Origin of the sequence: Zunongwangia sp. SCSIO 43204, from assembly GCF_019904275.1 — a bacterium.
Lineage (GTDB): Bacteria > Bacteroidota > Bacteroidia > Flavobacteriales > Flavobacteriaceae > Zunongwangia > Zunongwangia mangrovi.
On sequence record NZ_CP063204.1, the window covers coordinates 3,991,366 to 4,002,811 of the forward strand.

An 11,446-nucleotide genomic window follows, 5' to 3' on the forward strand; every position below is an offset into this window, starting at 1 on the left:
AACTTAAAATTCAATTTAAATGGGAATGCGGTTATTACTTTTTGGTCTTTTCGGTTTTGTTTCTAACCTTGTATTTAGTCAACAGATCATTTCAGATTCCATCGAAAATGAAATTTTACGACGTACAGAACTTGAGATCAATCCGAGTATTTCAATAGGCATATTATTGCCTTCAGGAGAAGCGAAGTTTTTTAATTACGGGCAAATTGATGCTTCTGGAGAGACAGCTACTAACTTAAGTCTTTATGAAATTGGTTCAGTAACAAAAACCTTTACCGCCTGGCTTGCTAAAATTTATTTAGGAGACGAGCTTGATAAATCGATCGCAGATTTTTTTCCAGATATCGAAAATAAAGATTTAAAGCTTGTAAAAGTAAATGAGCTAAGAAATCACAAATCTGGTTTGCCAAGATTATCTGAACAATTTTCACCTAAAGATTGGTCTGATCCGTTTAATGGCTACAGTAATGCACTTTTAGAAACCGAACTAAATAATTTAAAAATCGATACAAGTAAAACCTGGAGCTACTCTAACTTTGGTTTTGGTGTTTTGGGAAGAATTATAGAAAAGAAAACTGTAAGTGATTTTCCAGATCTGGTTGGTGAATTATTTCAGGATAGTGAAATGTATCATAGTCACTTAGAACATGCTACTGTAAATAAAAAACTCCTGGTGCAGCCCACAAATATTGGCACCAAAAATAAAAACTGGAAATTTACAGGACCTAGCCGGTATGCTGGTGGTTTGATAAGTTGTACGCAAGATCTTGTTAGCTATTTAAAATTTCAGAAAGAAAATAACGATCAGTTTCAAGCACCAAAAATTGAAAATCTGCATGCGACCGGAATCGACGATCTAGGTGCAAACAACCTGTTTTATAAGAACGGTTGGTTTGTTTTAAAACCAGAAAATTCTATAGAAATTTTATTGCACAATGGTGGCACAGGTGGCTATACTTCATTTGTTGCTTACAATAAGAATACGAAAACTGGTGTGGTGACGCTTTCTAATTCGGTTAGTCTGGTTGATGATATTGGTTTAAAGATCATTTATCCTGAATTTAAATTAAATCACCCCAATCGTACCATCGCTTACGACCTTGCCGATGCTATAGAAAGAAAAGAAACTAATGATTTGGTTGGACAATATTATAAGCTTAAGAATGAGAAAAATCCAAGCAACATATTAGATATTTATTGGTTAGAGCGGCTTAACTTCGGAAATAAAAACTGGAAAATAAGCGCGCAATTAAGCGAGATCATGACCCGAGAATTACCCGAAGACTGGGAAGTTTGGGACATTAAAGGCCAAAATCTAGAAAAATTAAAAGATTACAAAAACGCTGAAATAGCTTATCAAAAAGCTTACGAACTTAATCCTGAAAAAGAAACTTTGCTGAAAAGTATAGAGCGATGCAGAAAATTGCGTCAGAATTAATCCTTTTGGCCAATTGGAAAAACTCAAATCGCAATGCTATTTTGCATAAAGTTCTTTCTGTTTATTCTGTATAACAGCTGAAATTCAATAAAATCTGAATCACCATTTTCAAAAGAAAAATATATATTTTCAATCTAAAATTCTACTTTTTAGACCTAAGATTGTTTAATTTAGTAAAACCTAAGCTACTAGATACCTTGGGTTTTAACCTCGATTGATCTTTCGATGACTTTGAAATATATCACTTTTAGTATATCTATTTGTTTCATTTCCTGGATCGTTGGGATGATCGTAAATGCGGCGCTCAGAAAAACGGAATTCTACGGAAAACTATCTAATTTTAGCCTGGTAAAAAGTAGAAAACTGAATAAATTCATTGGTTTGGGTGCTTTTAAATGGATCGTAAAAAACACATTCTTCAAATTTTTTAATCCCAAGCTGCAGTTACAATCTAAAGCCACCACTAAAGAGTTAATCGAATTAAGACAGGAAATGACTATTGCCGAAATTAGTCATTTTATCGGCTTTTTATTTGTAATGATCTTTGCCATAATTAAAGTAATTAGAGCGGAATATTTATTTTCACTTTGGATCATTTTGGTCAATATTTTAATGAATTTATATCCCTCACTGTTACAACAGGAAAATAAAGGCAGAATCGACCGTTTTTTAAAGATACTTTCTAAAAAACAGACTAAAAGAATCGCATGATCTATCAATTAAAATGAAATAGTTAATCATCACGATTTTATATGAAAAAAAGCTTCTTTTTAATCTTTTGCATCTCATTTTTAGCGACTCCGTCCTTTGGTCAGGAAATAAAAGCGACGTATTCCGCAGAAGTAATTACTGATTTATTTTCGCCAGATTCGGTTCCAAATCTTGATTACGAACTAATGGTCGACCAGATGAATTTTCAGAATAAAAAGGCGGCGGCCGAAATTAAATTCATCGTAATTTCAGATAACAAAAAGTACCAGGTTACGGCAGAATGGCCTGAATATCTTCAGTTTTTCGAAACGGCCTACAATCTTGCTCAAACCAGCATCATAAACAGTAAATTTATCGCCAGTGACATTCAGCAGAAAAAATCGTATTACATTCCCAGGGTTTTGGAGTTTACCAGGCAGGTTGCAGCAGATAATGTGAAGTGGCGTATTACAGAAACTTCGAAACAAATAAATGGATATACCGCAATTTTGGCGCTGCCAGAAATCCTTAACCAAAACGAAGAATATCAAAAATTTATTCCTGAAGAATGCTGGTTTATTCCTGAAATTGATTTTGTTGGTGGCCCAACTGCTTACGCCACACTTCCCGGTTTGATCGCCGAATATAAAACCGATAGTTTTATCCTGAAATTAGAAAAAATAGAATTCGGGGATTTTGATTTTAAAAAATTTGATCCTGAAAAGCTGGCGATAAAAGATCATCTAAAATTCGTTGAATTTTACAAAGAATGGAATAAAACTCACAAGCCTGGCGGCGGACTAAAAAATTAAATCTGAAAAATAATTCTTATTGATTACTACTGAAATTAGTTAATTTGGCATCAAGTTTTAGACTTCCAAAAAATGAATCGAATTTGCTTAAAATCGATAATTACAGTACTAATTTTTTCATCGTTCTGGGCTAGTTGCACGACTGATGTCGCAATTACCGGAAAGATAAAAAATGCACCTTCAAATTATAAGCTTTATTTGATTCGGCCAGAACAGTTAAATGAGGTTGCAGCCTCATTTTTTGGAAAAGTTATCGATTCGGCCACTATTGCTGAAGATGGTTCTTTTAGCTTTCAGCAATTTTCAGGGAATTCGGCTTCAGGATTATTTGAAATTGTACTTCAGGCTTCCGGCAAAGCGCCAAATTATTTAATTTCTGAAGATCTAAAAACTTCCAATTATATGCCGGTGATCTTTCAGCAGAAATCCATAAAAATAGCGGCGAATTTCGACGAATTTCAACAAAGTTTTTCCATCGAAAATCCTTCCGAAGAAAATAAAGCCTTGCTTCAACTTAGAGATCTAAAAAACAATGCTTATCAAAAATATCTGGCCAATAAAACCTGGCAGATAGTAGATGGCAGCCAGTTGCTCGAGAAAGAGGAAGCGATCTTAAATTATCAAAAAGAACTGATAAATTTCGCTAATAACAGCGAGCATTTTTTGCCCGCAATGCAGGCTTTACGTTGGGTAAGCCCAGAAAATGATTTTGAACGTATTCCTGAATTTTTAGTGCGACAATGCCAAAAATGGCAAGAAAAAAATATTGATAATTCCTGGTTAAATGAGCTATGTGAAATGAGCTCCCGCAAAAACTTACCGGTTTTAATTGGAGATACATTTCCTGAAGTTATGCTGCCATCGATCACTAAAGACAGTCTTTCGATCATCAAAAATTTAGGTTCAAAATTAACGATTATCGACCTGTGGGCATCCTGGTGTGTTCCCTGCCGAAAAGAAAATCGAAAAGTCCTGGTTCCGCTTTACGAAGAATATAAAAACGAAGGTTTAGAAATAATCGCTTATGCGTTAGAAAGCAACGAAAAAACCTGGAAGATGGCGGCCGAAAGCGATGGCGCCGATGCCTGGATTCAACTTTCAGAATTACAGGGTGACGATACAGATTTCCTGAAAAAAATAAGAATCAGGACAATCCCTGCAAATTTTATTTTAGATAAAAACGGGATCGTTATTGCTAAGAATATTCATGGAGAAGCGCTTATCGAGTTGGTAAAAAGTGAAATTGAAAAGGAGTGATTTTTAATCTAGTTAAGCATGAATCAAGATCTTTCACATCGTATAAAGTTTCATAAAATTGTTAGTCCGTTTAACCACGATATTACAGTAGATTGGGCTATTGAACTTTTAAAAAATGGTTTTGAGACTGACAATATTTATATGCTAGCTTCATTTTCTAAACCAGTAGATTCTGAAGAAATCAAAAACTACGTGAGTGCTGTTCTAAACGATCTAGGGATTCCTGAAGCCATAGAAGAAGAAAAAGATGATCCTGTTAAGCATATTCAACACTTTATGGAACAGATCATCGCCAAGAATGATATTTACGCCCAATTAAAGCAACTTTATGAGCTTTTTCTTAGTTATAATGAGGACTATGGATTGGATCCTTTTTCACTAGTTTATTATTCGTGGGAGAATTTTTTAACGGAAAATGAAACTTTCTACGCAGAAGCTTCAAGCCTGAAAAATTTGGAAAATTGGGCTGTCGAAGAAAGTCATAAATGGATGAGCATATATGTTTATAAAGATTACTGGCAACAACAAAAAACCTTCAAAAACTTATTCAAAAAAATCTGGACACGATTGTTTAAGTAAACTACCTTGGGTAAGCCCATAAGGCATTCGTTAAAAATAATTTTTTAATTTCAAGGTAAGCCTCGGGGATATTATACCCTTTGGCGGTGCCAATAAAATTTATATTTTTCTAAAAATCATCTATCTTAGTTAGATCAATCAAAATGAAAGCATCTAAAAAACCTTATCTAAAAGGAAAAACCATTTTTATTATTTCCCTAATCGTTATTGCCGTCACCGCTGTGACCGTTTGGCTTACGGGAATTAATTATAATCGTGCACTAACCAATAACTTTTATATTTCGCTTTCGATAATTGGTACGCTACTATTCGCATTTATGACTTATGGTTTATACAAAGGCCTAGGATTACAAGATGATTTTCCTAATTATAGAAATTATACCAAAGGTTCTCTTTTCAACTATCAGGCACCGGGAGGCTTCGATTCTTCAGAAACTGATGTGGGAGATGGCTTAAGCGGACTAATACTTTCTATCCTGCTTTGGATCGTGATGAGCATTTTAATTCTTGTTGCTATGCTCTTGCTGGAAGCGATTTTTTGGTTTTCGCTATTTATCATTATCATGATGCTCTACTGGGTTTTCTTTAGAGCCTTGCGGCAGGTTTTTAAACATGCTAATACGACTTCAGGTAACTTTACCAAAGCAGTAGCTTACTCATTATCCTACACTTTTCTTTACCTGGGTTGGATCTTCGGAATTGTATTTCTTACTGAAATTATATGATTTCTGACTTGATTTTTTACTGAATTAAAGAAACCAGAAATCCAGAATTTTAGAAGTAGACTAATTAAGGAGAAGGCTAAGAAACATTTGTTTGAAAATTATCTTCGTTTCAAGGTAAGCCTGGCTGCATTTAATCTCAATTATCGAACAATTTTAAGATTTGGGTTCCTTATTGTGCGCATAATAAACATCTGCCGGAATGTGATGTCCATGATACACCTTAGCCAAAATGTTGTAAAGTGCAGGATCATATTCTTTCAGATCGCTAGGCGATACGATATATTTTTCGCCATCATAAAACCCGTAATTAGACCAAAACCACCACTGCGACCCCTCCGCCCAATATTCGGCTACGGTGTTAATGGCATATTGGCCTTTGTACAATCCTTTTTCTTTGGCTGCGGTGTAAGCTTTACCAATTTCAGCATATAATTTTGGATCTGTTTTTCGTAACGCGCCCATCATATTATGGCTAAATTCGTGTACCAGAATATTCTCGCCATAATATCGCGTATCTGGGTATCCCAATAAATTTTCCTCGGCGCAACTTGTTACCGTTCCGCCCATTCCACGGGCACGCTTGTTCCAATATTCTTTATCGGTTTGGCTACCAATTCCGCCTGGTTTATTATAGTTGTCACGTTCCCCCGGCGTTAACCGAACATCGTCTATTGCCGGCTTTTTCCAGTCGCTGCGTTCTGGTAGATCGGTTTCCATTTCGGTTTCAGCCATAATTAAAATTCGGGCTCCGCGTTTTTGAAGTTCCTGCCGTATATCAGGACGTTTTATCAGCATAAAATTTACAATATCACGGGCCACAGCAAGCGCATCATCTGGAACTTTTTCTGAAGACACCACCGGAATCCCGAAAGCATCGATATATTTTTTATAAAAAGGATCTAATTTTAAGGAATCTGGCGGATTAGCAATCATCATTTCACGATACAGCTGAAGTGTTTTTGCTTCAGTTGAAACTGCTGCACTGTTTTTATTTTGAGCTTTGGTAGTAAGCGTTTTATTTCCGCAGGAAAGAGTAATTCCGCATAAAAATACAAGACCAGTAATTCTTAAAAATGCCATGAATATTTATCTAATTTCAGTTTAAATTCGTTGTTTCTGAAACTTATTTTCTTCCGAAGAAATTAAAATAAAGCTCCTCAAAAACTTACAAAATCTTCAATTTAGAATATTTAAAGCATAAGTTGACTGTGCTTCCTTTAAACTGCTTACATATTATTGAAACTGGTTAATATGCTATAAATTTTAAAGAAAACATAGTGCTGATATTGTTGATTTTGGCCGTACTTTTTTAGTTCATGGAATGGATACCAATCATGTTCCCTTCGGTATCGGTGGCCCAAACAGTAAAGTAATACGAAAAACACAAAGCGACAACAGACTTTACCACTAAAAATTAACGCAAAAATCAGCGAATATCAGTATAATGCTTAGCTCTAATTTTAATAATAAAATCTACTGGAATTACTATTTTTTGAGTCCGAATGGAGTTGCAGGTAAAATATCTCTCCATTCTTCACCAAAGTTTTTGATAAGGTACTCTACTACTTTTTGATTATGTGTGGTAACACGCTTCATCGTTATTGGGTCTACGACACAATTTTTAGTAACCATACCCACACCATAAGCTTCGGTAAATTCAGAAAAATCGATAGGATTATTATTTAATCCGTTATAGATAAAGTTCATTCCTACACCAAGATCTCCAGAATTTGCCAGGTTTCTATAATTAAATGCAGTTTCAGTAGTGGATTTCTGTTCTAACCTTATGGTAATGGTATTCTTTTTAGAGGTGATTCTGGCAGGATAATACGTATAACTGGTAAAATCTTCAGAATAAAAACCAAACTGATATTTGCCTTTTTCAGGTAATGTTATTTTAAAACTTTCTGCGGAAGTGATTTTAATTTCTTTATCTAATTCAGTAATAAAAAAAGTTCCCGAAGAGATAGGCAGATCAGTCTTGTTCTCGAAAATAACCTCAGCAATTACTTCTTTGGATTCGGCTTTAAGGTTGATAGCAAATAGTAAAACAATGATAAAAAAGAGCTTTTTCATATTCAGATTGATTGATGAATTTATTAATAGACGATAGGCATAAAATATTGTTGCAATTTGGCGCCAAAAATTATCTAATTATCTATCTAAATATAGTGAAATAAAATTAACCGACTAAGTATTTTGGTAATTCGACGTTAATAGCTAAAAAGCAGAAAATCAGATTATCTCAATTAGAATGCTAATCATCGACACTTCATTAATATATTCCTAAAAATTACCATACTTCGTAAATATCTGACTACATTTGCTTCATTAACAAGCATTAAACAATAAAATGAAAAAAATTTACTTTTTTACCCTACCATTTTTGACTTTAAGCCTTAATGCCCAGGTGGGTATTGGTACATCAAACCCTCAGGGAACTTTACATGTTTACGAGGAAAATGGAACTGCAGCTTCTCCTACCACCGGTACGATGGTATTAGAGCATGCCAACGCCGGTGGCGAATCTTCGATAATTTTTAAAAGTGCCGCTAATCCTGGAAACGATTATGGATATATTAAATACCAGGATAATGCTAGTGGAAATGGCTCTACTGATGAAAACGGACTTTTAACTATTGGGATAGAAAATGACGGCGCACCAACTTATCCTACCTATCAGGACGATATTAATATTCAGGCTACAGGTTCTGTTGGGATTAATAACAGCGCACCAAATCCTGCAGCATCCTTGGATCTGGGATCTACGAACAAAGGAATTTTAATTAACCGGGTAGCATTGTCGAGCACGACAGACGTTTCTTCTATGGCAGCAACCCCGCCAGTTGGATTACTTGTTTTTAATACTCAAACTACAAATGATGTTACCCAGGGATTTTACTATTATAATGGTAGCCGATGGGTGCGTTCTGGGCATAATACCTTTTCTGTAGAGTACAATCAAACCAATGAAGTAAGAGCAAGTTCTAACAACAGGGAATATGTAAATTTATCTGGCTTAAACGGTACATTTACAGCTCCATACACAGGAACATTCCAATTTATTATCAGCGCTTATTATGCATCTGGAGCACCAACAAATACAACATTTACTGAAAACACAAGTTATAGCTCATCCCATCGTCATAGTGTTACGCATTATCAAGATGGTGCCAGCCAGGGATCTGTTCGATTTATGGTCAATAACAATGTTATTAAAGAAAAATATATAACTTCAGTATCAAAATCGTTCCCGGGAAATACATTTTACAGCCTGGGTCAAAATACCACCATGGTAGCAAATGTAAGTATGGTTGCAGGAACAACTTATACTATCAATGTGCAAGGAAGAGAATGGGTTAAATATAATTCTAGCGAAGGCTATTTTGGTAGATCTACCAATGTTTACGCAGGTGCAGAAGGTGTATCTGATGCGCAATATGCTACAATGAGTATAACTTTAGTACAGCAATAAAAGTTAGTAAAAAACAAAAAGGGTAGATTGATTACCCTTTTTTGTTTTTAGATATTTTAAGCAGCATTATTTCTGAATCCAACTTAAGATCGAATTATCACTTGGAACCACATTCGAGTCTTTTACAGCGACAAGCTTCCCGTCTCTATCGATCAGGTATTTCTGAAAATTCCATTTTACTTCAGAATTTTTAAAACCATTTTTAGATTTCTCGGTTAAAAACTGATACAATGGATGCTTTTCTTCTCCTTTCACTGTAATCTTTGCCATCATGGGAAAATCTACTCCGTAATTTTTCTGGCAAAATTCTGAAATTTCTTCATTACTCCCCGGCTCCTGATTTCCAAAATCGTTAGATGGAAATCCAATAATTACAAAGTCATCATATTTATATTGATCGTAAATACGCTGCAATTCGGCATACTGCGGTGTAAATCCACATTTACTCGCCGTATTCACGATCATAACCTTTTTCCCTTTAAGCGAACTTAGATCGAAAGTTTCACCATTTATATCTTCAACCTCGAATTGATAAATCGTCTTATCATTTTGAGCGAAAAGGCTTGTTATACACATCAAAGCAAGTATTAAAAAAGATCTTTTCATTTTCTATATTTTAATTTCAGCCTAAAGTAAGTATTTATTTTAAAATTCAATCTTTAAAATTCTGCATCTACTTTTCACTTTTTTAGACGTTCAGACTAAGAATTAACAACTTAGAAAGATTTACTTTTAGACATAAATTGTAATTTTGTTTAAAATTAGACATAATTTTAATTTTTGTCGAAATATGAATTCTAAAGAAGATTTTGTAAAAATGCAGATTATAGAAGCTTCCAAAACTGTATTTAGAGATCACGGTTATAAAAAAGCGACTATGGATCATATCGCTAAGGCTTCAGAAAAAGGGCGAAGTACTTTATATTATTATTTCAAGAATAAAAATGAAGTTTTCGAAGCCTTTGTAAAGAATGAATATGAAAAACGAATTCAGGAGACTTCAGAAAATGTTTCAAAGGAATTCAGCATCGAAAAAAACCTCTCTAATTATAGAAAGATAAAACTAGAACATCTAATTTCACTTTCTAACACCTACACCTATCTACTCACAGATCTAAAAGAAAACATCAGTTTTTTATATCAGCTTTTAGACGGTATTAGAACCGAAGAAATTAGCATTATCGAAGATTGTATTCACTGGGCGATCGAAAAGCAGGAGATTAAACCTGTTCCCAAAAAGGACATCAATTTTTTGGCACTTGCGCTGGTAACGGCAACCGATAGCCTGGAAAAAGAAATTTTTCTATATCAGCGATTTTCTAACGATATGTTCGATCGATTAGAGTGGATTAATCAATTAATGATCAAAGGACTTCAACACTAAACTTATCCTAATCTAATTTAATATGCGTAACATTTGTCCCACATTGTTTGCGATTCTTGCTTTGCTTGCCATTAGTTGTGGCGAGAAAGAGAAATCTGTTGCTATCCAACCAATCGCTGTTAAGACGATTACAATTAGTGAACATGCTAATTCACTTTCACTAAACACCAAAAACACTGGTTTTACAGGTAAAATTATTGCCAGCAAAACAGTGAATCTTAGTTTTCAAATAGGCGGAACGATTGAAGTTATTAATGCCGAAATGGGCGATTTTGTACAAAAAGGTAAGCTTTTAGCCCAGGTAGACGCTACCGCTTATAGAGAGCAATATGAAGCTCGTAAAGCGCAGGCCGATCTTGCCAAAGAAAATTACGAACGTATAAACGAAGTGTACCAAAAAGGAAGCATTGCTGAAATTAAAATGATCGAAGCGCGATCTAAATACAATCAAGCAAAAGCAGCTGCAAATGCTGCGTTTCAAAACGTAAAACACAGTAAATTATATGCGCCTTTTAGTGGTTATATTGGTGCTAAAATCATGGAATCTGGCGATTTGGCCAGCCCGGGCAGACCTGTTTTTCAATTACTAAATATCGATACCGTAAAAGCGGCTATTCCCGTGCCAGATGCTGAAGTAAATCAACTAAAAAAGGGAGATAGCGCAAAGGTGAAAATCGATGCTTTGGGTGATGACTTTTTCTTCGGAAAAGTGGCTGAAATTTCCATTCAATCTAATCAGCAAAATCCGGTTTATATCGCACAAATTCTTCTGGAAAATCCAGAGAAATCAATAAAACCAGGAATGTCCTGTACAGCCCTTATCGATTTCAATAAAAATCAAAAATCAGATGATTCTGAAATTATTTTGCCTATTGAAGTAGTTTCAGTAACCGAAGAAAACAAATATTTTGTATTTGTTGCAGAAAACGGAAAAGCTAAACGAAAGCAGGTTAGCACAGGAAAACTTTACAGCAATGGCATTGCCATAACTTCAGGTTTAAAAGCTTCAGACCAGGTAATTACTTCGGGATATCATAAACTTACCGATAATACCCCAATTAAAATTGCCCAATAATTTAAAAGACT

Annotated in this window: 12 protein-coding genes; 9 read left to right on the plus strand and 3 right to left on the minus strand. The window is 34.7% G+C overall.

The features are described 5' to 3' along the window. Positions 1-25 precede the first annotated feature (25 nt). From INR75_RS17645 to INR75_RS17670, 6 genes are all read left to right on the plus strand, one after another. Positions 26-1,438 (plus strand): serine hydrolase, encoded by a 1,413-nt coding sequence (locus INR75_RS17645; protein ID WP_223089845.1) that lies wholly within the window; start codon positions 26-28, stop codon positions 1,436-1,438. Positions 1,439-1,663: 225 nt separating this feature from the next. Next, positions 1,664-2,149: a hypothetical protein gene (locus INR75_RS17650; RefSeq protein ID WP_223089846.1), complete on the plus strand. Its 486-nt coding sequence runs from the start codon at positions 1,664-1,666 to the stop codon at positions 2,147-2,149. 41 nt (positions 2,150-2,190) lie between these two features. Continuing rightward, positions 2,191-2,940 carry a hypothetical protein gene (locus INR75_RS17655; RefSeq protein ID WP_223089847.1) on the plus strand — a complete coding sequence of 250 codons (750 nt, stop codon included), beginning with the start codon at positions 2,191-2,193 and terminating at the stop codon, positions 2,938-2,940. A 72-nt stretch (positions 2,941-3,012) separates the two neighbouring features. Then, on the plus strand, positions 3,013-4,197 hold the full coding sequence (locus INR75_RS17660) for a TlpA disulfide reductase family protein (protein WP_223089848.1): 1,185 nt from the start codon (positions 3,013-3,015) through the stop codon (positions 4,195-4,197). An 18-nt stretch (positions 4,198-4,215) separates the two neighbouring features. Further along, the gene (locus tag INR75_RS17665) at positions 4,216-4,776 is read left to right on the plus strand and encodes a hypothetical protein (RefSeq protein ID WP_223089849.1); all 561 of its coding nucleotides are present in this window, start codon (positions 4,216-4,218) and stop codon (positions 4,774-4,776) included. 143 nt (positions 4,777-4,919) lie between these two features. Beyond that, positions 4,920-5,501: a hypothetical protein gene (locus tag INR75_RS17670; RefSeq protein ID WP_223089850.1), complete on the plus strand. Its 582-nt coding sequence runs from the start codon at positions 4,920-4,922 to the stop codon at positions 5,499-5,501. 153 nt (positions 5,502-5,654) lie between these two features. Here the strand turns inward: INR75_RS17670 and INR75_RS17675 are convergent, their stop codons facing one another. Both INR75_RS17675 and INR75_RS17680 read right to left on the minus strand, forming a co-directional pair. Then, positions 5,655-6,581, minus strand: coding sequence for a hypothetical protein (locus tag INR75_RS17675; protein ID WP_223089851.1), 927 nt, complete (start codon positions 6,579-6,581; stop codon positions 5,655-5,657). 405 nt (positions 6,582-6,986) lie between these two features. Further along, positions 6,987-7,577 carry a hypothetical protein gene (locus INR75_RS17680; protein WP_223089852.1) on the minus strand — a complete coding sequence of 197 codons (591 nt, stop codon included), beginning with the start codon at positions 7,575-7,577 and terminating at the stop codon, positions 6,987-6,989. Between the two features lie 277 nt (positions 7,578-7,854). Between INR75_RS17680 and INR75_RS17685 the strand changes: the two genes are divergently transcribed. Then, positions 7,855-8,976 carry a hypothetical protein gene (locus tag INR75_RS17685; RefSeq protein ID WP_223089853.1) on the plus strand — a complete coding sequence of 374 codons (1,122 nt, stop codon included), beginning with the start codon at positions 7,855-7,857 and terminating at the stop codon, positions 8,974-8,976. A gap of 66 nt (positions 8,977-9,042) precedes the next feature. Here the strand turns inward: INR75_RS17685 and INR75_RS17690 are convergent, their stop codons facing one another. After that, complete coding sequence (locus INR75_RS17690; RefSeq protein ID WP_223089854.1) at positions 9,043-9,582, minus strand: glutathione peroxidase; 540 nt, start codon at positions 9,580-9,582, stop codon at positions 9,043-9,045. 184 nt (positions 9,583-9,766) lie between these two features. Between INR75_RS17690 and INR75_RS17695 the strand changes: the two genes are divergently transcribed. Both INR75_RS17695 and INR75_RS17700 read left to right on the plus strand, forming a co-directional pair. Continuing rightward, positions 9,767-10,360, plus strand: coding sequence for a TetR/AcrR family transcriptional regulator (locus INR75_RS17695; protein ID WP_223089855.1), 594 nt, complete (start codon positions 9,767-9,769; stop codon positions 10,358-10,360). Positions 10,361-10,382: 22 nt separating this feature from the next. Beyond that, entirely contained in the window at positions 10,383-11,435 is a 1,053-nt protein-coding gene (locus INR75_RS17700) for an efflux RND transporter periplasmic adaptor subunit (RefSeq protein ID WP_223089856.1), read from the plus strand. Positions 11,436-11,446 lie beyond the last annotated feature (11 nt).

Coding starts and splice junctions, on each gene's coding strand:
- INR75_RS17645 (WP_223089845.1), top strand. CDS start 26: ATGCGGTTATTACTTTTTGGTCTTTTCGGTTTTGTTTCTAACCTTGTA.
- INR75_RS17650 (WP_223089846.1), top strand. CDS start 1,664: ATGACTTTGAAATATATCACTTTTAGTATATCTATTTGTTTCATTTCC.
- INR75_RS17655 (WP_223089847.1), top strand. CDS start 2,191: ATGAAAAAAAGCTTCTTTTTAATCTTTTGCATCTCATTTTTAGCGACT.
- INR75_RS17660 (WP_223089848.1), top strand. CDS start 3,013: ATGAATCGAATTTGCTTAAAATCGATAATTACAGTACTAATTTTTTCA.
- INR75_RS17665 (WP_223089849.1), top strand. CDS start 4,216: ATGAATCAAGATCTTTCACATCGTATAAAGTTTCATAAAATTGTTAGT.
- INR75_RS17670 (WP_223089850.1), top strand. CDS start 4,920: ATGAAAGCATCTAAAAAACCTTATCTAAAAGGAAAAACCATTTTTATT.
- INR75_RS17675 (WP_223089851.1), bottom strand. CDS start 6,581: ATGGCATTTTTAAGAATTACTGGTCTTGTATTTTTATGCGGAATTACT.
- INR75_RS17680 (WP_223089852.1), bottom strand. CDS start 7,577: ATGAAAAAGCTCTTTTTTATCATTGTTTTACTATTTGCTATCAACCTT.
- INR75_RS17685 (WP_223089853.1), top strand. CDS start 7,855: ATGAAAAAAATTTACTTTTTTACCCTACCATTTTTGACTTTAAGCCTT.
- INR75_RS17690 (WP_223089854.1), bottom strand. CDS start 9,582: ATGAAAAGATCTTTTTTAATACTTGCTTTGATGTGTATAACAAGCCTT.
- INR75_RS17695 (WP_223089855.1), top strand. CDS start 9,767: ATGAATTCTAAAGAAGATTTTGTAAAAATGCAGATTATAGAAGCTTCC.
- INR75_RS17700 (WP_223089856.1), top strand. CDS start 10,383: ATGCGTAACATTTGTCCCACATTGTTTGCGATTCTTGCTTTGCTTGCC.